This is a genomic window from Ensifer canadensis (assembly GCF_017488845.2).
GTDB classification, from domain to species: Bacteria; Pseudomonadota; Alphaproteobacteria; order Rhizobiales; family Rhizobiaceae; genus Ensifer; species Ensifer canadensis.
Genome location: NZ_CP083370.1, coordinates 2,050,504 through 2,070,536, shown reverse-complemented (window position 1 = coordinate 2,070,536; position 20,033 = coordinate 2,050,504). Strand labels below are relative to the sequence as shown.

22 protein-coding genes are annotated in these 20,033 nt (G+C 62.2%); 13 read left to right on the top strand and 9 right to left on the bottom strand.

Features of this window, described 5'->3' with window-relative positions; genetic code table 11:
* Positions 1 to 34: 34 nt before the first annotated feature.
* Together J3R84_RS10185 and J3R84_RS10180 are read left to right on the top strand one after the other, a co-directional pair.
* Complete coding sequence (locus tag J3R84_RS10185) at positions 35 to 658, top strand: histidine phosphatase family protein (RefSeq protein ID WP_025427633.1); 624 nt, start codon at positions 35 to 37, stop codon at positions 656 to 658.
* A gap of 127 nt (positions 659 to 785) precedes the next feature.
* Complete coding sequence (locus J3R84_RS10180; RefSeq protein ID WP_203528167.1) at positions 786 to 2,000, top strand: multidrug effflux MFS transporter; 1,215 nt, start codon at positions 786 to 788, stop codon at positions 1,998 to 2,000.
* 270 nt (positions 2,001 to 2,270) lie between these two features.
* Here J3R84_RS10180 and J3R84_RS10175 read toward each other — a convergent pair whose 3' ends face one another.
* Positions 2,271 to 3,158: an NmrA family NAD(P)-binding protein gene (locus J3R84_RS10175; protein WP_025427631.1), complete on the bottom strand. Its 888-nt coding sequence runs from the start codon at positions 3,156 to 3,158 to the stop codon at positions 2,271 to 2,273.
* Positions 3,159 to 3,320: 162 nt separating this feature from the next.
* Here J3R84_RS10175 and J3R84_RS10170 point away from each other — a divergent pair, with 162 nt between their 5' ends.
* From J3R84_RS10170 to J3R84_RS10160, 3 genes are all read left to right on the top strand, one after another.
* The gene (locus tag J3R84_RS10170; protein WP_025427630.1) at positions 3,321 to 3,725 is read left to right on the top strand and encodes a winged helix-turn-helix transcriptional regulator; all 405 of its coding nucleotides are present in this window, start codon (positions 3,321 to 3,323) and stop codon (positions 3,723 to 3,725) included.
* An 18-nt stretch (positions 3,726 to 3,743) separates the two neighbouring features.
* The gene (locus J3R84_RS10165) at positions 3,744 to 5,015 is read left to right on the top strand and encodes an FAD-dependent oxidoreductase (RefSeq protein WP_025427629.1); all 1,272 of its coding nucleotides are present in this window, start codon (positions 3,744 to 3,746) and stop codon (positions 5,013 to 5,015) included.
* A gap of 201 nt (positions 5,016 to 5,216) precedes the next feature.
* Positions 5,217 to 5,591, top strand: a complete 375-nt coding sequence (locus J3R84_RS10160; RefSeq protein WP_025427628.1) for a VOC family protein — start codon at positions 5,217 to 5,219, stop codon at positions 5,589 to 5,591.
* Positions 5,592 to 5,858: 267 nt separating this feature from the next.
* Here the strand turns inward: J3R84_RS10160 and J3R84_RS10155 are convergent, their stop codons facing one another.
* The gene (locus J3R84_RS10155; RefSeq protein ID WP_025427627.1) at positions 5,859 to 6,578 is read right to left on the bottom strand and encodes an aspartate/glutamate racemase family protein; all 720 of its coding nucleotides are present in this window, start codon (positions 6,576 to 6,578) and stop codon (positions 5,859 to 5,861) included.
* A 199-nt stretch (positions 6,579 to 6,777) separates the two neighbouring features.
* Between J3R84_RS10155 and J3R84_RS10150 the strand changes: the two genes are divergently transcribed.
* The gene (locus J3R84_RS10150; RefSeq protein WP_025427626.1) at positions 6,778 to 7,242 is read left to right on the top strand and encodes an Lrp/AsnC family transcriptional regulator; all 465 of its coding nucleotides are present in this window, start codon (positions 6,778 to 6,780) and stop codon (positions 7,240 to 7,242) included.
* 8 nt (positions 7,243 to 7,250) lie between these two features.
* Positions 7,251 to 7,832, top strand: a complete 582-nt coding sequence (locus J3R84_RS10145; RefSeq protein ID WP_038577231.1) for an isochorismatase family protein — start codon at positions 7,251 to 7,253, stop codon at positions 7,830 to 7,832.
* Between the two features lie 17 nt (positions 7,833 to 7,849).
* Here J3R84_RS10145 and J3R84_RS10140 read toward each other — a convergent pair whose 3' ends face one another.
* The 4 genes from J3R84_RS10140 to J3R84_RS10125 form a co-directional block, all read right to left on the bottom strand.
* Positions 7,850 to 8,119 (bottom strand): antibiotic biosynthesis monooxygenase, encoded by a 270-nt coding sequence (locus J3R84_RS10140; protein WP_025427624.1) that lies wholly within the window; start codon positions 8,117 to 8,119, stop codon positions 7,850 to 7,852.
* A 124-nt stretch (positions 8,120 to 8,243) separates the two neighbouring features.
* Entirely contained in the window at positions 8,244 to 8,510 is a 267-nt protein-coding gene (locus J3R84_RS10135) for a hypothetical protein (protein WP_025427623.1), read from the bottom strand.
* Between the two features lie 438 nt (positions 8,511 to 8,948).
* Complete coding sequence (locus J3R84_RS10130; RefSeq protein WP_025427622.1) at positions 8,949 to 9,977, bottom strand: DUF3095 family protein; 1,029 nt, start codon at positions 9,975 to 9,977, stop codon at positions 8,949 to 8,951.
* A 72-nt stretch (positions 9,978 to 10,049) separates the two neighbouring features.
* Entirely contained in the window at positions 10,050 to 10,445 is a 396-nt protein-coding gene (locus tag J3R84_RS10125) for an Ohr family peroxiredoxin (protein ID WP_025427621.1), read from the bottom strand.
* A gap of 154 nt (positions 10,446 to 10,599) precedes the next feature.
* On the opposite strand from J3R84_RS10125, the gene J3R84_RS10120 reads away from it, so the two are divergent.
* A complete protein-coding gene (locus J3R84_RS10120) occupies positions 10,600 to 11,091 on the top strand; it encodes a MarR family winged helix-turn-helix transcriptional regulator (RefSeq protein ID WP_025427620.1) in 492 nt (163 codons plus the stop codon).
* A 159-nt stretch (positions 11,092 to 11,250) separates the two neighbouring features.
* Here the strand turns inward: J3R84_RS10120 and J3R84_RS10115 are convergent, their stop codons facing one another.
* A complete protein-coding gene (locus tag J3R84_RS10115) occupies positions 11,251 to 12,939 on the bottom strand; it encodes an autotransporter outer membrane beta-barrel domain-containing protein (RefSeq protein WP_156408091.1) in 1,689 nt (562 codons plus the stop codon).
* A 587-nt stretch (positions 12,940 to 13,526) separates the two neighbouring features.
* On the opposite strand from J3R84_RS10115, the gene J3R84_RS10110 reads away from it, so the two are divergent.
* From J3R84_RS10110 to J3R84_RS10090, 5 genes are all read left to right on the top strand, one after another.
* On the top strand, positions 13,527 to 13,772 hold the full coding sequence (locus tag J3R84_RS10110; protein ID WP_025427618.1) for a DUF3302 domain-containing protein: 246 nt from the start codon (positions 13,527 to 13,529) through the stop codon (positions 13,770 to 13,772).
* On the top strand, positions 13,769 to 14,710 hold the full coding sequence (locus J3R84_RS10105) for an HlyD family secretion protein (protein ID WP_025427617.1): 942 nt from the start codon (positions 13,769 to 13,771) through the stop codon (positions 14,708 to 14,710). Before J3R84_RS10110 ends, J3R84_RS10105 begins: the two co-directional genes overlap by 4 nt.
* 430 nt (positions 14,711 to 15,140) lie before the next feature.
* The gene (locus J3R84_RS10100) at positions 15,141 to 16,409 is read left to right on the top strand and encodes an NAD(P)/FAD-dependent oxidoreductase (protein WP_025427616.1); all 1,269 of its coding nucleotides are present in this window, start codon (positions 15,141 to 15,143) and stop codon (positions 16,407 to 16,409) included.
* Between the two features lie 259 nt (positions 16,410 to 16,668).
* Complete coding sequence (locus tag J3R84_RS10095) at positions 16,669 to 17,133, top strand: hypothetical protein (RefSeq protein ID WP_025427615.1); 465 nt, start codon at positions 16,669 to 16,671, stop codon at positions 17,131 to 17,133.
* 3 nt (positions 17,134 to 17,136) lie between these two features.
* Positions 17,137 to 18,369: an HlyD family secretion protein gene (locus tag J3R84_RS10090; protein ID WP_025427614.1), complete on the top strand. Its 1,233-nt coding sequence runs from the start codon at positions 17,137 to 17,139 to the stop codon at positions 18,367 to 18,369.
* A 350-nt stretch (positions 18,370 to 18,719) separates the two neighbouring features.
* Here the strand turns inward: J3R84_RS10090 and J3R84_RS10085 are convergent, their stop codons facing one another.
* Positions 18,720 to 19,139 carry a DUF1801 domain-containing protein gene (locus J3R84_RS10085; protein WP_025427613.1) on the bottom strand — a complete coding sequence of 140 codons (420 nt, stop codon included), beginning with the start codon at positions 19,137 to 19,139 and terminating at the stop codon, positions 18,720 to 18,722.
* A gap of 398 nt (positions 19,140 to 19,537) precedes the next feature.
* A complete protein-coding gene (locus tag J3R84_RS10080) occupies positions 19,538 to 20,008 on the bottom strand; it encodes a GNAT family N-acetyltransferase (protein WP_025427612.1) in 471 nt (156 codons plus the stop codon).
* Between the last annotated feature and the right edge of the window lie 25 nt (positions 20,009 to 20,033).

Here is a 20,033-nt window from a genome sequence, read left to right as displayed (position 1 = left end):
GGACCGACGAGGCGAAATTCATGAGATTGCCGATATGAAAGACATTTTCGTCGTCACCCACACTCAATCCATCCACCACGAAGAGGACAAGGTGGGAGGCTGGTACGACACCGACCTGACAACTCGCGGCCACGAGGACGCGGCGGCAACTGCCGAGCAGCTGCTGGACCTCATCGGCGGGAACGAGGTGGAGATCCATAGCTCGGATCTTCGCCGCGCATCGCAGACGGCGGCTGCCATTGCAAAGCGCTTCCAGCGGCCGGTGACGGAGACCGCCGATCTCAGGGAAATCAGCTACGGTGTGGCGGGCGGCAAACCCCAGGCGTGGCTCGACGCACGGTATAGCCCGGCGCCGGACGACAACCGGCTCGATTACCATTGCGGCATCGATGGCGCGGAAACCCGGCGCGACGTGGCAGCCCGTGTCTACCCTTGCGTGAACGCGATCGTCGAGCGGCCTTGCGAGACACAGATCATCGTGACCCATGGCTTTACACTCACGCTGGTCCTTGCCGCGTGGATGAAGATACCGATCGATGCCTCGGGCTTCCTGAGTTTCCCGGCAAAATCCGGGAGCATCACGCATCTGCGCCAGGACGATTTCTTCCGAAATCGGGCAGTCATCAGCCTGGCGGATGCCTCCCACCTGAACTCCTGAGCGCCGTGAAACCGAGACGCTGAACTTTCAGGAGCAAAGTTTCTCGAACGAGTCTTGCGACTGGCGCGCGCAAACCTGCGGCTTGACTGCTATAGGTCGAGCCTATCTTTTCCTTTGTGTGCGGCTAATGACATCTCCCACCAGTTTCCGCGAGCGTATCGCTCTCTATGCCCTTCTGACCTCGCTAACCTCCATCAGCATCGATGCGCTGTTGCCGGGCTTGCGTCAGATCGGGGCCGATGTCGGCGTTGCGCCGCCGCTCTCTACCCAGCACATCATATCGCTTTTCATCCTCGGCATGGCGTTCGGAGAGTTGCTGCTGGGCCCGCTCTCCGACGCGATGGGACGAAAGAAAGCGCTTGTTCTGGGCCTTGGCGTCTATGCGCTCGGTACGGTCATCGCCATGGTGGCAGGCTCACTCGAAATGGTGATTCTCGGCCGATTTCTTCAGGGGGTCGGCGTCTCCGGACCGAAGATCGCCACGCGGGCGATGATCCGCGACCAGTTCGAGGGCGATGCCATGGCCCGCGTCATGTCATTCATGTTCACGCTCTTCATTCTCGTGCCGATGCTGGCTCCGACGTTGGCGCAGGGTATCATCGCGGTCGGCGACTGGCGCAGCGTCTTCGTGGTCTATCTCGCTGTGGCAGGCCTTCTCGGGTTGTGGCTGGTCATGCGGCAACCGGAAACATTGCCGGCCGGGAAACGCATTCCCTTTCGTCCGAGGCTTCTGCTGTCGAACGGGCGGCGTATCCTGTCAAATCGGCGCGTGACGCTGCTGATCGTGGCGACCGGGCTCGTCTTCGGTGCGCAGCTCCTTTACCTCAGCACGGCGGCCGATCTCTTCTTCGATGCCTATGGGATCGGACAAACCTTCCCATTGTATTTTGCGATGCTGGCCACAGGGATCGGGCTTGCTTCGTTCCTCAACGCAAAACTTGTGCAGCGCTTTGGGGCGGAGACAATGGCACGCTATGGTTTTGTCGGGCTGGCGACGGCGGGACTGATGATGCTGGCGGCATCCATTTTTTGGGGCGGACGGCCGCCACTGACCGTGCTGATGGTGCTCGGCTTTGCGGCGTTCTTTGCAGTCGGGGTGCTGTTCGGCAACCTGAACGCCATGGCTATGCGCTCGCTTGGCCAGGTTGCGGGCCTCGGCGCATCGTTGATCGCCTCCGGATCGAGCCTGATCGCGACCCTGTTTGCCATCGGTCTGGGCGCCTTTTACAACGGCACGACGCTGAACCTGTCGGCGGGTTTCTTCCTCGCGGGCATCAGCGCTCTCGTTCTGGCCGAGATCGCGGTGCGGGGAGATGTCGGGCCGGTGGAGGCCGTCCGATAACGATAGAGGGCTGCGAAGATTGGGCAGGCCGTGGGGAAAGCTTGGAAGCAATGGGGTGTTGGCGGACCGAAAGCCGGCATTTGCCGGCCCGGCTGATGACAAACGACCGAGATCCCCTGTTTGATGCGAGAGACATCCCGTCCTTCTCATCCTCGCCCTTGTGGCGGGGATCCAGTGACCCGACGTCTGTCGGGTCAAAAGACCTTTCAGCCCAAAGACTTGGGCTGGCTAGATTCCTGTGACAGGCACAGGAATGAGGGCGCTTACCATTCAGCCGGCAAGTCTTGCCCTGCTGGCTTCGAGGAAGGCGGTGAGCGGCAGGGGGGTGGCGCCGGTCAGGGTCGTCACGTCGCTCGTCACCATGTCGATATGGCCCTCGCGGGTGTTGGCGTCGAAGGAGACGACGATCGGGATGAGGAAGTCGGGCAGGCCCGCGCCCTTCAGCCCGCCGGCCAGCGCGTCGTCGGAAATGTGGACGACGTCGAGCGGCTTGCCGGCAGCCTTGGAGACGAGAGCGGCGATCTCGTCGGTCGAGCGCAGCTCCGGGCCGGTCAGCGTGAACGTGCGGCTTTCATCGCCGGCTGAAAGCAGGGCTGCTGCGGCGGCCTTTGCGGCATCGGCGCGGGCGAGGTGGGCGAGGCGGCCCTTGCCCGAGGACGAGTACCACTGTCCGGTTTCCAGCGCATGCGGCAGCGCCATGAACAGGTTTTCCATATACCAGCCGTTGCGCAGGATCGTGTAGGGGATGCCGGTTGCCTTGATGGCGTTTTCGGTGCCGAGATGATCGGGCGCAAACGGGATGACCGAGGTCTCCGGGTTCGGCATCGAGGTGTAGAGGATGTGCTTGGCGCCGGCCTTCTTCGCGGCCGCGACGGCTGCCAGATGCTGATGCAGGCGCTTGCCCGGCTGGTCGAGCGCATCGGTGGAGATGATCAGGATGCGGTCGGCGCCGGCAAAGGCCCGGTCGAGCGAGGCCGGATCGTCGAAGTCGGCGACACGTGCCTGCACGCCCTTGCCGACATAGTCGGAAAGCTTTGCCGTATCGCGGCTGGTGGCGATGATGTTGGCCGGCTGGACCTTGCCGGATGCAAGCAGCGCATCGAGCACGAGCTTGCCGAGCTGGCCGGTGGCGCCGGTCACGAGCAATGTATCGGACATGAACTTTTCCTTTTTCTCTGTGATGCCAGCCGACGCTTCGGGAGGGAAAGCACGTCTGCCGGTTGTTGGTCTCTTTTTGAGAGTTGCTCTAATCTAGTAATCTGGTAAGAGCTGTAAAGGAGGCAGTTTTTTCTGCCGTGGTTACAAAAAGGGTACCGGCCCATGAACAAGCTCAGTGGTGATGTGAAGGGCAAGCGCGTGGCGATGGTCTGCGGCGTGCCGATGGATGTCGAGAATTGCCCGGTGCGCGACGTCATGGACAACATCGGCGGCAAGTGGAACTCGCTGATGATCCTGTCGCTGGCCGACGGGGCGTTGCGCTTCTCGGAACTTCGGCGGCTGATCCCCGATATCTCCCAGCGCATGCTGACGCAGACGCTGCGCGACCTGCAGCGCGACGGCTATATCAGTCGCACGGTCTTTCCGACGCAGCCGCCGAGCGTGGAATATGCGCTGACCGATCTCGGGCGCTCGTTGCACGAATTGCTGAAGCATTTTGTCGATTGGTCGGCTGCCAACCATGTGGCAATCCGCGCCTCGCGCCAGGCCTATGACGGCGCGCCTTGAGCGGCTATTGCTGACTGCATGAAGAGACTCGATATCGGTATTGCCGGCGCCGGGCCGGCCGGGCTTGCCTCGGCGCTTTTGCTTGCGCGGCAGGGCCACCGCGTTGAAATCCTGGAACGTTTCGCGGACGTCGCGCCGGTCGGCTCCGGGCTGATGCTGCAGCCGACGGGGCTGACGGCGCTCGCCGCGCTCGGGTTGCTTCAGCCGATCATGGCGCTCGGCAGCCGCATCGACCGGCTGCACGGCGCCGATGCCAGGAGCGGCCGCACGGTGCTCGACGTGCGCTATGACGCGCTTGCGGGCGGTCGCTTCGGGCTGGCCGTTCAGCGCGCAGCGCTGTTCGGCGTGTTGCATGATGCAGTTACAGCGGCCGGCATTGCCATTCGCACCGGCATGACGCTGACCGCGGCCAAGACCTCGGGCGAAAAGGCGGTGCTGACGGATGCCGCCGGCCAGGAGGCGGGGCGCTATGATCTCGTCATCGACGCGACCGGTGCCCGCTCGACCATTGCGGCGGGTGCCGCGACGGCGCCCGGCGTGCGCGAGCTTGCCTATGGCGCCTTCTGGGCGACGCTCGACAGTGACGGCCTGACCCATGATCCAAACGCACTGACACAGCGCTACGACCGCGCCAAGGTGATGATCGGCATCCTGCCGGCGGGCCGGGCGCGACCGAAGGCGCGAGACCATGTTGCCTTCTTCTGGAGCGTCAAGGTCGGCGATGCCGACGCCGTGAAGGCGGCGGGTCTGGACAGATGGAAGGCGGCAATTCGCGACTACTGGCCGGATTGCGCGCCGCTGCTCGACCAGATCGACGATTGGGACCAACTGACGCTGGCGCGCTATGCCCACCGCACCTTGCGCCCGCCGACGTCGGGCCGCGTCGCTTTTGTCGGCGACAGCGCGCATTCGACCAGCCCGCAACTGGGGCAGGGCGCCAACATGGCGCTGATCGATGCGGCGACGCTTGCCCACACTTTGTCGCTTACCGACGATATCGACGCGGCGCTGGCCGCGTATGGCCGGGCGAGGCGCAACCATATGGCGCTGTTCCAGCTGCTGTCGCTGGCGTTCACGCCCTTCTACCAATCGGACTCCGCAGCGCTTGCCTGGCTGCGCGACCGGCTGGTGGCAACGATCGCGCGCATTCCGCCTTCGCCGGCGCTGCTCGCCTCGATAGTTTCGGGCACGCTGATCGACCCCTTTGCAGCCGCGGGCCTCAAGGAGTGCGACTGGCAGGCGATATGCGCGCAGCCGGTCGCCGAAAGCGCTGTCGCCGTGCCCGCCTGAGCGTACCGCGAGACCGCGCATCCGCGTGCAAACCCTGTATAAGGCCCGCTCAGCATAATTCCTCAAGTTGGATTCGATTTAAGGAATTATGCAGCAAATATAAGGTGTTACGGCGTCCTTTGCGCGTCATGGACGCGCGGCGCTGTAGAGGGACGGAAATGCCGACCCTCAAATGGTTCTTTGCGTTGGCGAGGTGTTGTGATGACAGAATTTGTGGCTGCGGTTCTGGTGCATGTCGCCGATGTGGATGCAGGGCTTTCCTGGTATCAGCGCGCCTTCCCAAGCGCAGAACGTCGCCGTCTGGACGCCTTCGATTTCGAGTATCTGAAGATCGGTTCGACCCATCTGGAAATCGTGCCGGCGGACGAGAAGGTGGCGAGCGGCGCGGCCGGTTCGGTCGTCTATTGGCAGGTCGAGGATTTCGACCGGGCGCTTGCCGATTTCAACGGTCTGGGCGCGCCGCTCTATCGCGGCCCGCTTGCGATCGAAGACGGGTTGTGGATGTGCCAGGTTCGCGACCCCTGGGGCAACTGCATCGGCCTTCGCGGGCCACGCAGCGGGCAGGAAACGGCTTGAACATCCGACGCACCTGAACGGCGGCAAACGTCAAGCACGCGGCGCGGCAATTGCGCCTACTGCATGTTTCCTTAAATCCTATTCGATTTAAGGATCAAAACATGCAGCCATTCAAAGTGCTACAGCGACCTTTGCGCGTCTAATAAGACGCGCGGCGCTGTAAGGGACCGAGCATGCCGCATGGATCAACGGAAAATGGCCCACAGCGCAGGCTGGAGGCCATTTTCGTTTGCGGTCGGTGCGGATCGGGGAACGCCCGATCCTGGCTTATGCGGCGCGGCGCAAATCCTCGACGCCGAGGGCGAATTCGACGGCGGCGTCGGCGTGGATCGCGGTGGAGTCGAAGCCCGGCAGCGGCAGGCTCTTCGGGTCGAGGATCAGGCAGATCTCGGTGCAGCCAAGGATGACGGCATCGGCCCCTTCGGCCTCCGCCGTGTCGATCAGGTCGATCAGCGCCTTGCGGGAAGGGCTCAGCACCTTGCCGGCGCAAAGCTCGTCGAAGATGATGTTGTGCGTCAGCGTGCGGCCAGCAGCGTCGGGCACCATCACTTCGATGCCGTGGCTCTTCATGCGCTCGGCGTAAAAGCCGTGCTCCATCGTGTAGCGGGTGGCAAGCAGCAGCGGCTTGCGAACGCCGGCGGCCTTGAGGCGGGCTCCGGTCTCGTCGATGATGTTGATCAGCGGAATGTCGACGGCCGCCTGCACGGCGTCGGCGATCAGGTGCATGGTGTTGGTGCAGATCAGCACGCAGTCGGCACCGGCCGTCTTCAGCCCATGGGCAACATCGGCAAGCCGCCTGGCGGCGTCGTCCCAGCGGCCGGCCTTCTGCAGGTCGACGATCGACTGGAAGTCGACGGAGTGCAGCAGCACCTCGGCCGAATGCAGCGCGCCCAGCCGCTCGCGAACGGCCTCGTTGACCATGCGGTAATAGACCACCGAGCTTTCGAAGCTCATGCCGCCGATAAGACCGATCTTGCGCATTTCCATCGTTTCTTTCCCTGATCCTGTCGCCATCCGCACCGAAGTGCGGCCAGCTGTTTTCGATGGGGAAACTATGCCGGACCTTCGTCCGCAATGGTTCGCTTTGATGGCGCGAGAATGGTCGTTTAGCGCGAATGAATTGCGCAATGACTGTTGATTGTGCAAATATGCAGCGTATCGTTTCGATGAAATGGGAGTGGTGAGCGTGCTGGACGAGAGAGACAGGAAGCTTTTGACGCTGTTGCAGCAGGATGGGAGCATGGCCGTCGGCGAACTTGCCGACCGGGTGAACCTTTCGCTGTCCGCCTGTTCGCGCCGCATCCAGCGGCTGGAAGAGGCAGGTTACATCGCCAAGCGTATCGTCGTTCTCAACCGCGAGCGCATGGGCGTGCCGACCACCGTGTTCGCGATGATCAAGACTGCGCATCACTCCGACGAGTGGATCGAGACATTTCGCCGGGCGATCAGCGACATCCCCGAGATCGTCGAGGCGCATCGCCTGACCGGCAACTACGACTATATCGTCAAGGTCGTGTTGCCGCGGGTCGAACACTACGACGTGGTCTACAAACAGATCGTGCGCAAGGTGGAGCTCTTCGACGTTTCCGCGTCTATCTCGATGGAGATCCTGAAGAGCGGCACCGCGGTGCCGGTCGATTATGCGGAGTGATTGAGACGATGAGCGAGAACGGCATCAAACTGGCCGAGGCGCTTGTGGTCGTCGACGTGCAGCGCGCCTTCATATCGGGTGCGGATGCGGTGCCGGATCTTCTGTCGCTGCAGCGGGCCGTCGGCCGGCTGCTTGAGCGCGCGCGCGAAAAGGCAGTCCCCATCATCTTCGTGCAGAACGACGGGGAAAAGGGTGCGCCGGACGAGCCGGGCACGGACGGCTGGCAGTTGTTCTTCGATGCGAGCCCCGGTGAAACGGTCGTGCGCAAGTCCGTCGACGATGGTTTTCACGACACCGATCTGGAGGCGCGGCTGAGGAGCCATCGGGTCGAAACCATCGCCATCTGCGGCATGCTGTCGGAAATGTGTTTGGCGGCAACGGCGCGCCGGGCGATGGACCTCGGCTTCCAGGTGATCCTCGCCCACGACGCGCACGCCACCTATGACGTGCCACCGGGGCCGGGCGGCTCGGAAAAGGTCCCGGCGCACATGGCGGCGCGGGCCGCCGAATGGTCGCTCGGCGACGAGATCGTGCTGGTCGGAACCATCGACGAAATCGGCTTCGAGCCGGCGATGGCGCAGGCGGGGTGATGCCACTCCGGGCTATCTCATGCCTTGTTGGCAAACCACACTGTCGGCGTGCCTTGCACACCGCCGTTGCGCATTGCCGTTTTCAATTCGTCCAGGTTGCCGAACGCCTGAGCCGCTTCAAGCGTGGCAAACTCATGGGTTACGGTAACATCGTTGGGATTGTCAGGGGCTTGATAAACCGCCTCCGCCAAAACGCCGTTTGCCTTCTGCACCGGCGAAAACGCATCGTATACCCTGCGCCAGGCCGCGTAGTCGAAGACTTCGTGTCTTACGAACAATGTCGTCATATCATCCTCCTGCGTCAGGTTGGGTTGGGACGAGTGTCCTGCCCGGAGGGGCCTTTGTGATGCCGAGACATCGGCGCAAGCGCCTTAAGACCGTCTTGGCATGATGTCGGATGCGGCACCCCGGTTACTGGGATTGGACGAGTAACACCAGAGTTTCGGGCAGCACGCCATCATGCGTCATCGCATCCGCTGCCGCTTTTGTCTGCATGAAGGCCTCCAATTTTGCCATGTCGGCAACATCCATGACCAAGCCGACGCGGTTGGATGCCTGAGGGTCTACAAATGTGCGGATGTTTGTGACGCCGATCGGTTCGAAGATCTGCTTGCGGAGCGGCGAGGCGAGCCAGTGTTTGGTGTCTTTGACATCGTGATAAGCCATAACGGTAGGCATGATGTCCTCCCTTGTGGGTCAAATATTCAACTACACTGCTGCGTTTGGTAACGTTCATTTCAATGATGCTACGAATGTGGCTGTTTTCGACCCGCCCATCCGAAAGATATCTCTGCAATCACTTTGGATTAATTCGGAAAAATCGCATTCATTGGGTCGTTCTGTCGCGGCTGAGCTTTCGGTTGTTTCACTTGGCGACCCTCGCGCTCTGGTGTCGAATGCTTCACGAGCGGTCGCGACAGAATGAAATGGTAAACCGGGGTGAGGGCTCGGCTGTGGGCGCCGGCATCCGGTAGCCCATCGCAAGCTTGATATGGAGGGCTTGGACGGCCCCGTCCGGGGCTTGCGATGTTTCTGTCAACTGCCTAGCGAATCTACTGGATGTCGGTTTGCTGGAGGTGGATATGAAAGTGGATGGCCTTTGCCGCCCGCCAATAATCACGCCGCAGCTTGTTTGGCAGGTGCCAGCATTTCCGCGGCCCTGGCATAGCCGCCGTCCATTCCGTCGAGAAAATGTAGGTGTGAATCAGGTCTGCCGGATGGGATCAGGCAGGTCATCAGCGCATGAGACTGGCGGTGTAGACCGAAACTGACTTCGCCGCGTTGTCTGGCGGCGACAAGGATGGCTTCGACCCGGTCGATCTGCTCATGCGTGCAATCGAGCGTCAGGCGCAAGCCGTCATCGCACTTGCGGAAATCCGAATTGGCCGCGACCGTCGACCAGCGCGCCGGGTCGACATCCATCCGCTCATCCTTTGGTACCGCGACCGCCTCCGGCACCGGATGAGCCTGGCGCTGCCCGGCCTCGAGAACGGCAAGGACGCTTCTCGCCAGGGCGGCAAAGTCCTGAGCGCCGGTCTGTTCGGTCGGCTCTACCAGCAAGGAGAGAATTTCACCGCGCTGGCTGGGAAACGGCTTCCATTCGCACCGGAGACCGGTCAGGTTCGGTTGCGTCGTATCCCTGTCCGGCCTTATCAGGTAGCGCCCGCGCTTGATCTGCTGTTCCGCCCATTTCAATCCGCCACCGGCAAACATGGTATAGGTGGCGTCTTGCGATGCCGCGTAGCGGGCGATCCTGACATCGCTTCCGTTGGCGCGGACTTCGCGCACGGACAACAACCCGGTTCGAAGCGTCAGGCCAAGGCTGTCGCTCGCAAAGGCCGCGACCTGACGCAAGGTCGATGCCGCGGTTGCGGCCGCCTCCGGCGGCAGGGCGAATGCCGCGCCGTCGCCACGAAACACGAAGGGAAAATCGAACGTCCCCCGGGCGTTGCCGAAGGCGACGATCGCGGAGGCGCCGGCAAAGTTGACGTCCTCATAGCGCCCGGACCTGATCGCCGAGGTCGAGTCGACGACATCGGTAATGGCGATGTGCCAATCGTCGGGCAATGGCTCATAGATGGCCGGGTCGACCACATCAGAGAACTCACTATAGGCTTGCGGCGGCTGGGTGTGGCTGTTGCTCATCCGTGTTCTCCAAGTGGGCATAAGGGGAGGTCAGGTCTGCCGGGTGAGCGGCCAGACCTGACCGGATGGCCTTCAGACCAGATTGGTCTCGACATCGATGTTGCCGCGTGTCGCCTTGGAATAGGGGCAGATCTCGTGGGCTGCATGGATCAGTTCATGGGCGACGTCGCGGTCGAGGCCCGGCAGGCTGACATTGAGACGTGCGCGCAGGAAGTAGGAGCCGTCATTAACGTTCAGATCGATCTCGGTGTTGACCTCGGGTCCGGCCGTAAGCTTGATCTTTCTCTGGGAGGCGGCGACCTCGATCGCACCGATGTAGCACGCGGACCAGGCAGCACCGAAGAGGTTTTCAGCGGCCGGATGCGGCTGCGCCAGCTTGAGGTCAAGCATGCCATCGTCGCTGCGCGTGCCGCCGTTGCGGCCGCCGGTGTTGTGGGTCTTGCCGGTGAAGAGGAGCTTCTCGGTCATGGTGAAATCCTTTCTGGTTAAGTTTTATCGCATCCACTATAATCGGATGCGATGTAAATATGCCAACCCAAACCGGATGTCAATACCATTGCGATTTAATCGGATGCGATTTATATAAGGGTCGACAACGAGGACAATGGAACAGGATATACCCATGCCCAAATCCCCAACAGCAAAAGGTGCCGACGTTTCCGCGTCGCAGGCCGAATACGGCGGCAGGAAGCTTTCGAATTTTCTGTGCTTTGCGATCTACTCGGCAAACCTCGCCTTCGGTCGCGCCTACAAGCCACTGCTGGACAAGCTCGGTCTGACCTATACTCAATACGTGACCATGGTGGCGCTTTCCGAGGAAGACGAACAGACCGTGGGCACGCTCGGCGAGAAGCTCTTCCTGGAGTCGAACACGCTGACGCCGATCCTCAAGAAGCTCGAGTCCGAGGGCTATCTGCAGCGCCGGCGCGATCCGGCCGATGAAAGGCAGGTCCGCGTGACGCTGACAGCGGCTGGACGCAAACTGGTCGAAATGGAGCCCGGCGCAGCATTGACGGATGTGATCGGTCTCGGAGACGATTTTCCGGTGGTGCAGCAAACCGTGGTGAAGTTGCGCGACAACCTGTTGCGTGCGACGCATCCTGAGAAAACATGACGTTCGGTAGCCAGGAGCCGGGCAGATTCGCCGCTTGTCGGCTTGCAGGAGATAGTCAGAGCGTTAGGCGGAATCACGGAAGCGCTCTATCTCTTTGTTTTTCCGCATTTCCTGACGAAAAACCGCTTCGCACGTTTGCTGGAAATGCTCTAGGACCTGTCAGAAGCTCCACGCGACGTGGAGCTTGCCCTCCCAGACATCGAGATCTTTCTGGCCGAAGCTCAAATAGCCGCCCGTCGCTTCGATCTGGAGGTTGTCGTTCACCAGCATTCGGAAGCCCGAGCGAAGCGAAAACGCCCAGGGCGAGGGCGTCACTTCCGACAGGTCGCCGGTCAGGATCTTGCCGTCGTTGGGCCGCTCGAATTGGTATTCGGCACCGAGTTCGGCGAAGGCGAGAAACGGCTGCCCGTCCGGCAGACGGAAATAACGGCTGATCTCGGTCGAGAGATCGAGGACGCCATAATTGAAGCTGTCGCCGGGAAGGGAAACGCTGACCGGTATGTTGAGGATGCTGCCCGAGAGGTCGTAGGCGCCGCTGTCGATATGGGACCAATTGACGGAGACCTTGGGGCGGATGAAATAGGCATCGACCTTATATTGGCCGTGGAGCGAGATTTCGCCGGCAAGACGCTCCGAATCCTGTCGGCCACTCAGCACGCTCAGGTCGATATCGTTGTTGTAGCGCCCGTATGTCAGCGATCCGTCGATCGCCCAGTGTTTCGACAGACGGTAGGCCGCATAGGGGCCGAAGCTGAAGCCGTCGGTGTCGATGCCCAATGTGCCGTCGAACGCATCGGTCGAACTGTTCTCAAGGGAAACGGTCATGCCGACGACGAGGTCGTTGGTGATGCGGCGATCGAGACCCATCGTCAACGAGCGGGCGAGCGTGTCGCTGTCGCGGTCATAACGTTCGTCGGATATGTCTGCGAACTGGATATCCGACCAGAAGTTCCAGAGCGAGGGCGCTGGCAGATCGCGGCCCGGCGTCAACGGCACCTGTGATCGGTCGGCGCTTTGGGCGGCGGCTTCTTCGGCAGCGAGGTCCCGGCAGATCGGCAGGTCGCGCTGTTGCTTGTTGGAATTTATCGACCGCGGGTCGATACAGGTGTCCGGCGTGGGGGCTGCGACCACGCGGCCGCCTCTGATGGCGGTCGGGGTGCGCGGCGTGAACCCCGGAAACACCGGCTGCGGGCCGACGTCCGGGCGGCCATCGGGCAAGTTGAAACCCGGGAACACCGGCTGGGGGCCGACATCCGGGCGGCCGTCGGGCAAGTGGAAACCCGGAAACACCGGCTGTGGGCCGACGTCCGGTCGGCCATCGGGCAAGTTGAAACCCGGAAACACCGGCTGTGGGCCGACGTCCGGTCGGCCATCGGGCAAGTTGAAACCCGGAAACACCGGCTGCGGGCCGACGTCCGGTCGGCCATCGGGCAAGTTGAAACCCGGAAACACCGGCTGTGGGCCAACATCCGGGCGGCCGTCGGGCCAGTCGATGTTCGGAAAGATGATATTACGCACCTGGTTCTGGGTGTCGAGCAGGCACGGTTTTCCGCTCGATGTGTCATAGAGCTTGTGCGTGCCACCGTTGCCGTTTGAAACGACCGGCGAAAGCGAGAGATGGAGGCCGCGCTTGCTCTTGCTCCAGGTGTCGACTGTCTGATTGCCCTGAGCCGCCTCGAGGCCGAAAGACCCGGCGCTGGTTCCGGAAAGCCAGACAGAGCGGGTGGCCCCTTTCGTGTTGCCGAGATAGGCCAGGCCGCCGCGGGAACTGCAGTTCGCGGCTAATGCGTCGCCGGCTGCCCCAAAACTGCAGAGGCCGGCAATCAGCGCCGCACCCAGATATGCCATCGACGCCGCTTGTCGGACATGGAAATCAGCTCTGCGCATGCTTCCCCCAAACGCTCTGCGACATTCCTGCCGCAGCGAAGTATCGTCAATCGCTCCAAGCCGCTTCCTGGCGCTATTCCCCTTGCCCCCGAGGCGGCAGGCGACTGCCCCGCCGCACCGACTCCATTTGTATATTTCCTCAAAGCTTGCCGCACTCCCACCGTGCAATTCTAGTGGTTCGATGGCGGTTTTTCCCGCATGCCTGGCAATCGGGCCGAACTCGACAAAGCCGTTGCCGATGCTCGACCAACGTCGTCGGGGACAATGCGGAGCCGCCCGTGCGGGCGGTTCAAAGGTGAAAGAGACACGGTTGCACCCGTCGTTGCGCGAGGGCGCCCGCCACGGGCCAAGGCCGTCATGCCGTCTTCTCGGCCGTGCCGACGTCGGCATCGGATTAACTGTTACGTACTTCCCACGCGAGCGGCATTGGCTAGCCTGAGCCGATCTGTTCAGCGTCCTTGCCGGCAGCGCGGGTCGGCTCGCTCATGCCAGAGGCCACGGCCATGCCTGGCTCAATAGTGTTTACGCCTCAACGAAGGGATTTGGCCATGAGCCTTATCGACCTATTTGCGTGGATCGTGCTTGTCGTCCTGGTCTTAAGCACCGTCGCGGTGATCGTCTTCCTGGCCATGCTGCCCGGGATGATCGCCAAAAAGCGGAACCATCCGTGGGCCGAAGCGGTGACGGTGGGCGGTTGGGTGACGCTGCTGTTGGGTTTCGCCCTTTGGCCGATCGTCCTGATCTGGGCCTATGTTGACGTTCCCCGTGTCTCCAAGGTGGAGCTTGGACAATGATCGTTGTTCTTCTCAACGTCTATCTGGTCATCCTGTTCTGCCTGGTGAAGTTTCGGATTGTCCCGTTCAATCTGTTCTGGAAGGTCTCACCGATACTGGTCCTGCTCATCCTGCTGGTCGGCCTGTTCATCCCGATGAACTGGGGCGCACCGCAAGGACCCGCACTCGTCGTGCGCAATTCCGTCGCCATAGTGCCCAGCGTCGCGGGCGAAGTGGTCGAGGTGCCGGTCAAGGCGAATTCGCCGCTAAGGGTTGGTGACGTGCTGTTCCGTATCGATCCCGCTCCCTATCAGTCGCAGGTCAATGCTCTGCAGGCCCAGCTCAAGTTGAGCCAGTTGCGGCTGGCGGAGAAAACGAGATTGCAGACGACTCCCGCCGGACGCGCGTTCGATGTCGAACAATATCAGGCCGAGGTCGATCAATTGGAGGCGCAGTTGGTGGGAGCCAACTGGAACCTCGAAAAAACCATCGTCCGTGCTCCTGCCGATGGCTACGTGACGAACCTAGCGCTGCGCACGGGCGCGCGTGTCGCCAATCTGCCGCTATCACCGGTCATGGCCTTCATCGATACCTCGGAGACGATCATCGGCGTCGAGGTGCCGCAGATCGATGCGCGCTATGTCGAGCCCGGTCAGCCTGTTGAGGTGACGTTCAAGTACGAGCCCGGAAAAGTCTACGGCGGCAAGGTTGAGAGCATTCTCCAGGCGGTGGCGACCGGACAGACGCAGACGTCGGGCACTGCCGTTTCATCGAAGACCATCGAGACGCTGCCGTTCGTTGTCAGGGTAAAACTTGATGACGCCGAGTTTGCCAATCGTCTGCCCGCAGGAAGCACGGGGGATGCGGCGATCTTTACCGAACATGTCAGCGCGGCCCATGTGATCCGGAAAGTCCTGCTTCGGCAGATCGCGATCACGAACTACATCAACCCCTTCTGACTGAGGGCTAGATCGGGGCGAAACGATCAGTGCTTGTGTAAACGGCTGCGGGCGTAGGGCGGCCAGCTGCAAGCAATCATGTCCCATGCCCGGAGTCCATTTTCGGAAATCGCGTGCTGAACCCATGCTTGGCCGACGTTGCCCAATAGGTGAGGCTGCCACTGCTCTCGAATGCGTTCTGCAAATGACCAGCAGCAGCTGAAGGGCGGCATTGCGCCAGCCACACGGCGCCGAAGGCCGCCTCGCAGGGAGAGGGGGAAACGATCCTGCCAGCACCGACTTCCGGCACCCGTCTACGGTAGCCCAACACATTATTGCAACGCCGGTGCCAGCGCCATGACCGATTTTGCAAGGGTGGCATACGAAGCCGGCGGTTGTGTTGGCGCGGCGCCGCTCCACATTTGAGAAAAGTCAAATCGGGATCATGGCCATGCAGGACAGGCATCATGTCGTCGTCGTCGGTGGAGGGTTTGGCGGGCTGCAGCTCGTCAACGGGCTTGCCGGCGCGCCGGTGCGTATCACGCTGATCGACCGGCGAAACCACCATCTATTCCAGCCGCTGCTCTACCAGGTCGCGACCACGCTGATCGCTACGTCGGAGATCGCCTGGCCGATCCGCAATCTCTATCGCGACCGGCCGGAGGTAACGACGCTTCTGGGCGAGGTTACCGGCGTCGATGCTGCCGCCAAGACGGTGACGCTCAAGGGCGGGCAGGCGATCGGCTACGACACGCTGGCGATCGCCACCGGCGCGACGCATGCCTATTTCGGCCATGACGAATGGGAGCCGGTGGCGCCGGGTCTGAAGACGCTGGAGGACGCGACCACCATCCGTCGCCGCGTGCTCATCGCTTTCGAAAAGGCGGAACTCGAGGAAGACCCGGCCGTGCGCGAGGCGCTGTTGACCTTCACCGTGATCGGCGCCGGGCCGACGGGCGTCGAGCTTGCCGGCATCATCGCCGAAATGGCCCACCGCACGCTGCCGAGCGAGTTTCGCCGCATCGATACCCGAAAGGCCCGGGTGATCCTGGTGGAGGCGGGGCCGCGCATTCTGGCTGCCTTCAGCGAGGACCTGTCCGATTATGCCCGGCGTGAACTGGAAAGGTTGGGCGTGGAGGTCCGGACCGGAACGCCGGTGACGGACTGCACCGCCGAAGGGGTGACGATCGGCGAGACTTTCGTTGCCAGCCGGACGCTCGTCTGGGCCGCCGGCGTCCAGGCGTCGCCCGCCGCCCGTTGGCTCGGCATTGCCGAGGATCGGGCCGGCCGCGCGATCGTCGGCGCCGATCTTGAGGCGCCAGGTCATGACGATATCTTCGTCATCGGCGATACGGCCTCCGTCACCTATGACGGAGGCAAGCCGGTGCCGGGGATCGCGCCGGCCGCAAAGCAGCAGGGTGCCTATGTCGCGAAGGTCATCCGCGCACGCCTTGGTGGCGGCAAGCCGCCCGGCGATTTTCGCTACCGCCATCAGGGCAGCCTGGCGACGATCGGTCGGCGGGCGGCGATCATCGATTTCGGCCGCTTCAAGCTCAAGGGTGCGCTTGCCTGGTGGATCTGGGGCATCGCCCATATCTATTTCCTGATCGGCACGCGCAGCCGCTTCGCCGTCGCCTGGAGCTGGTTCTGGACCTATTTGAGTGGCCAGCACAGCGCCCGGTTGATTACCCAGAAAGAGACTTTGCGCGACGGGCAATAGCGGTGCGGCATGACAGCCGGCGGGCCTGAGCATCGCGGGTGGTGAGTGTGCCTCTACAGGTGAGTGTGCCTCTACAAGGGCTCGCTGGCTCCTGACGCAATGATGGAGGGGCGGTGGCCGGCAAGGCCCGCCGGACGCGACCGGCTGATATCAACCGTGATCGGGGATACGGTAAAAAAGACTTTGCTTACAAGCGCAAATTGTGTGCTAACTCTCTGAAATCGAGACTATAACCTGACATGCGTTGGGGGAGACGGAGATGGCAGACTTGATACATCCAAAAGCGATCGAACATCTGCCGATGTTCGTCACGCCGCCCGGGCAGTCTGACCTTCTGTTCAATTTCGTCGTGGTGTTCCTGCTGCTCGCAATCTTCGGGATCGGCACGCTCTACCTGCGCCTGCATGCCCTGCCCGAGCAGATGGCCCACGGGGGGAGCAAGGCGAAGTTCGAGGTCGTGGCAGTGCTGGCGCTGATCGCGCTGTTTACGCACAATCATCTCTTCTGGATCGCGGGGTTGATCTTGGCTCTGGTGGATCTGCCCGACATCTGGTCGCCGCTCAGATCGATCGCGCGTTCGCTGGAGAAAATGTCGGGCCGCGAACCGGAGCCGGAGCTGGACGCCCATGGGCACGTCCGTGTCGATCACCCTGTTGTTCCCGAGCCGGCGGCGTCGGCTGTCGAAACCAGGGTCGAGCCGACCTCGAATGATGGGAGGGCATGAGCCATGTTCGAGTTCCTGCTTTGCTCGATGCTGACCATCCTTCCCGACTATCTCTTTCGCCGGTATGTCCAGGGCAAGAGGTTCGGCCACGAAATCACGCTCTATTCCGTCTGGTTCGAACTTCGGTACGGCATCACCGCCTGTCTGATGCTGACGCTGACATTGATCACCCTGGTGTTCTATTTCCATCCGTCGACCAAGAACGTCACCTCGGTGTTCCGCACCGTTACCATTCTGCCGGAGACGGGCGGGCGTGTGGCCGAGGTCTATGTCCAGCGCCATCAAATGGTGGAGGCTGGTGCGCCGCTGTTCAAGCTCGACAGTACCGAACAGGAAGCGGCGATCGAGCTTGCACGTCGGCAGATTGCCGAGGTCGAGGCCGAAACCACGGTGGCGCAGACTGAGCTTGCCGCCGCCGACGGGCTGATCCAGCAGGCGCAAGGCGCCTTTCTTCAGGCACAGGACCAGCTCGAGACCCAGACGGAGCTGATGCGCCGCAACCCCAATGTCGTGGCTCCGCGTGAGATCGAGCGGCTGCAGGTGGCGGCTGACGGCCGCAGGGGAGCGGTCGACGCGGCCACTGCCAACAAGCGCACGCTGGAAACGAAGATCGCGTCGCTGCTGCCATCGCAGAAGGCAAGCGCCGAGGCAGCCCTCAAACAGGCTCAGGTGGAGCTCGACAAGACCACCGTGCGCGCCGGCTTTTCCGGCACGCTGCAGCAATTCACGCTCAGGGTCGGCGAAGTCGTCAACCCGATGCTGCGCCCGGCGGGCATTATGGTACCGTCTGAGGCCGGTCGCGTGGCGCTGATCGCCGGGTTCGGCCAGATCGAGGCGCAGGTGTTGAAAGTCGGCATGATTGCCGAGGCCACCTGCGTCGGCAAACCCTTCACCATCATCCCGATGGTGGTGACGGAGGTGCAGGCCGTGATCGCCGGCGGACAGCTGAGGGCGAGCGATCAACTGATCGACCTCTCGCAACTGGCGGCGCCCGGCACGATCACCGTTTACCTTGAGCCGCTCTATCCCGGCGGCCTCGAAGGGCTTCCACCGGGCAGCAGTTGCATCGCCAACGCTTACACCAACAGCCATGACGAGTTGGAAGCACCCGGCACCAGCACGCTGCGCGGGATCTATCTGCACGTTGTCGACACGGTCGGCCTGGTGCATGCGATGATCCTGCGTATGCAGGCGCTGATGCTGCCGGTGCAGACACTGGTGCTCGGCGGGCACTGACGGTCCGCCGCATCTGTTGACGGCAAAACGGCGCGGCGCGTGTTCGCGCCACCTTTTCCGTCGGTCGGCACGCGGGAGGGGCTAGAGCGTTTCCGGTTTAAACGGAGTCACGGACACGCTCTATCTCTTTGTTTTTGCGCATTCCCTGACGGAAAACCGCTTCGCACTTTTCCTGGAAATGCTCTAGGTGGATATGCGGCGCGCCCTGGCAACGATCCGGCGGGCATGACCAAACGCACCGGAGCGCAATTCTTGTGCCGCTTCGCAACGCCATTTCCATTCTTGCAAAATAGCGAACAGTCGGTTTGTCGCCAGTCCTGTGTCGGCGCCGGCAGGGACAAGCGGCCGCATCATGCGTCCGTGTTTTTGGCCGCCTTTGCCCGGCTGCCCGAAGACGCCTTCTTCTTCGCCTTGGCCTGGTTGTAGTCGATGGCGGCGCGGACGAGGTTCTGCAGCGCGCGCTCGTCGATCTCGTCACCTTCAAAGACGTCGATCGCGCGCCAGACCTTGCCGCCAAAGCCGTTGTTGAACAGATTTTCAGGGTCCGGCAGGCTCGCGCCGTGAGAGAAGGTAAGCTTCACCTTATCCTTGTGGGCGTTGCCGACCGCGATGATGCCATCGCGAGACCACACCGGGCTTCCCATCCACTTCCATTCCTCTGCTATCTCCTTGTCTGCTCCAAGGATGCTTTTGCGCAGGCTGGCGAGTGTCTTGCCGCGCCAGTCGCTAATCCCGGCAATCAACTGGTCGATGTGTTCCGATGCATTCATTGGGCCTCTATCCTCCGACTTCCGGCTCCGTTTCTTCCGCCGGCAAAAACTGCGCTTACTTTGCTCGTGCCAGAAACGCCGTCCTGGCTCCTCGACTGCTTGGGCGGCGCAATTGCCACCGCACAATGCCTCAAATCGGAATCGATTCAAGGTATTATGCAGCGGGATTAATGTGTTGCGGCGTGAAGCGCAGCGCCGTCGTTTCCGCAACGGGAGGACACCGCGTGACGCCATTTTCCGGCTTGCGCGGCAATATGGTGCGGGCGGGCGCTAGGTCGAGGGGGCAGCATGAATTGCAACGATAGACCATCCCATACAACGAGCGGCCGTTGCGCCGCACAGGTGCTGTCACCCGCGTCTGCGTGCGCTTGCGAACGCGCTCACTGCCGCGATGTCGGTTAGTTGCCTGACGGCACCGGCATCGTCCACGGTTCCCAGACTTCGTCGGGCCCGCCGCCGTGACGCCGGTAGAAGCGTTTGGCCGGGGCGTTGCCGGCAAGCACGGTCCAGTTGATGCGCGGCGCGCCGATTTCGGCGGCGTAGCGCTTCAGCGCTTCGATGAGGGCAGCGCCCGCGCCTGAAGAGCGCGCGGTTTCCTCGACGAACAGTTCCTTCAAAACCACCGTTGGCTTCAGGTCATAGGTCCAGGGAATGACATACTGGACGGCGATGCCGACGACGCGACCGTCGAGCTCCGCCACGAAGACCCCGAAGCGCGGGCTGTCGCAAAGGCCGTGGTCGATCAGGTCCCGCTCAGTGACGGCAAACTTGTCGATATAGCCTTCGAAGACGGCAAGACCGCGCATCAGCGCCAGCACCGTGGCGACATCGCGATGCTCGAATGGGCGCGTGGAAATGGCAATCGTCATAGGGCTCCTCAAGGGGGCTGGCAGG

Bases quoted from the DNA above. Each gene is read 5' to 3' on its own strand.
- J3R84_RS10165 (WP_025427629.1), top strand. From the start codon at position 3,744: ATGAAGAGACTCGATATCGGTATTGCCGGCGCCGGGCCGGCCGGGCTT.
- J3R84_RS10115 (WP_156408091.1), bottom strand. From the start codon at position 12,939: ATGGCATATCTGGGTGCGGCGCTGATTGCCGGCCTCTGCAGTTTTGGG.
- J3R84_RS10080 (WP_025427612.1), bottom strand. From the start codon at position 20,008: ATGACGATTGCCATTTCCACGCGCCCATTCGAGCATCGCGATGTCGCC.
- J3R84_RS10130 (WP_025427622.1), bottom strand. From the start codon at position 9,977: ATGAGCAACAGCCACACCCAGCCGCCGCAAGCCTATAGTGAGTTCTCT.
- J3R84_RS10125 (WP_025427621.1), bottom strand. From the start codon at position 10,445: ATGACCGAGAAGCTCCTCTTCACCGGCAAGACCCACAACACCGGCGGC.
- J3R84_RS10120 (WP_025427620.1), top strand. From the start codon at position 10,600: ATGCCCAAATCCCCAACAGCAAAAGGTGCCGACGTTTCCGCGTCGCAG.
- J3R84_RS10185 (WP_025427633.1), top strand. From the start codon at position 35: ATGAAAGACATTTTCGTCGTCACCCACACTCAATCCATCCACCACGAA.
- J3R84_RS10145 (WP_038577231.1), top strand. From the start codon at position 7,251: ATGAGCGAGAACGGCATCAAACTGGCCGAGGCGCTTGTGGTCGTCGAC.
- J3R84_RS10140 (WP_025427624.1), bottom strand. From the start codon at position 8,119: ATGACGACATTGTTCGTAAGACACGAAGTCTTCGACTACGCGGCCTGG.
- J3R84_RS10180 (WP_203528167.1), top strand. From the start codon at position 786: ATGACATCTCCCACCAGTTTCCGCGAGCGTATCGCTCTCTATGCCCTT.
- J3R84_RS10105 (WP_025427617.1), top strand. From the start codon at position 13,769: ATGATCGTTGTTCTTCTCAACGTCTATCTGGTCATCCTGTTCTGCCTG.
- J3R84_RS10175 (WP_025427631.1), bottom strand. From the start codon at position 3,158: ATGTCCGATACATTGCTCGTGACCGGCGCCACCGGCCAGCTCGGCAAG.
- J3R84_RS10095 (WP_025427615.1), top strand. From the start codon at position 16,669: ATGGCAGACTTGATACATCCAAAAGCGATCGAACATCTGCCGATGTTC.
- J3R84_RS10090 (WP_025427614.1), top strand. From the start codon at position 17,137: ATGTTCGAGTTCCTGCTTTGCTCGATGCTGACCATCCTTCCCGACTAT.
- J3R84_RS10155 (WP_025427627.1), bottom strand. From the start codon at position 6,578: ATGGAAATGCGCAAGATCGGTCTTATCGGCGGCATGAGCTTCGAAAGC.
- J3R84_RS10135 (WP_025427623.1), bottom strand. From the start codon at position 8,510: ATGCCTACCGTTATGGCTTATCACGATGTCAAAGACACCAAACACTGG.
- J3R84_RS10110 (WP_025427618.1), top strand. From the start codon at position 13,527: ATGAGCCTTATCGACCTATTTGCGTGGATCGTGCTTGTCGTCCTGGTC.
- J3R84_RS10170 (WP_025427630.1), top strand. From the start codon at position 3,321: ATGAACAAGCTCAGTGGTGATGTGAAGGGCAAGCGCGTGGCGATGGTC.
- J3R84_RS10085 (WP_025427613.1), bottom strand. From the start codon at position 19,139: ATGAATGCATCGGAACACATCGACCAGTTGATTGCCGGGATTAGCGAC.
- J3R84_RS10160 (WP_025427628.1), top strand. From the start codon at position 5,217: ATGACAGAATTTGTGGCTGCGGTTCTGGTGCATGTCGCCGATGTGGAT.
- J3R84_RS10100 (WP_025427616.1), top strand. From the start codon at position 15,141: ATGCAGGACAGGCATCATGTCGTCGTCGTCGGTGGAGGGTTTGGCGGG.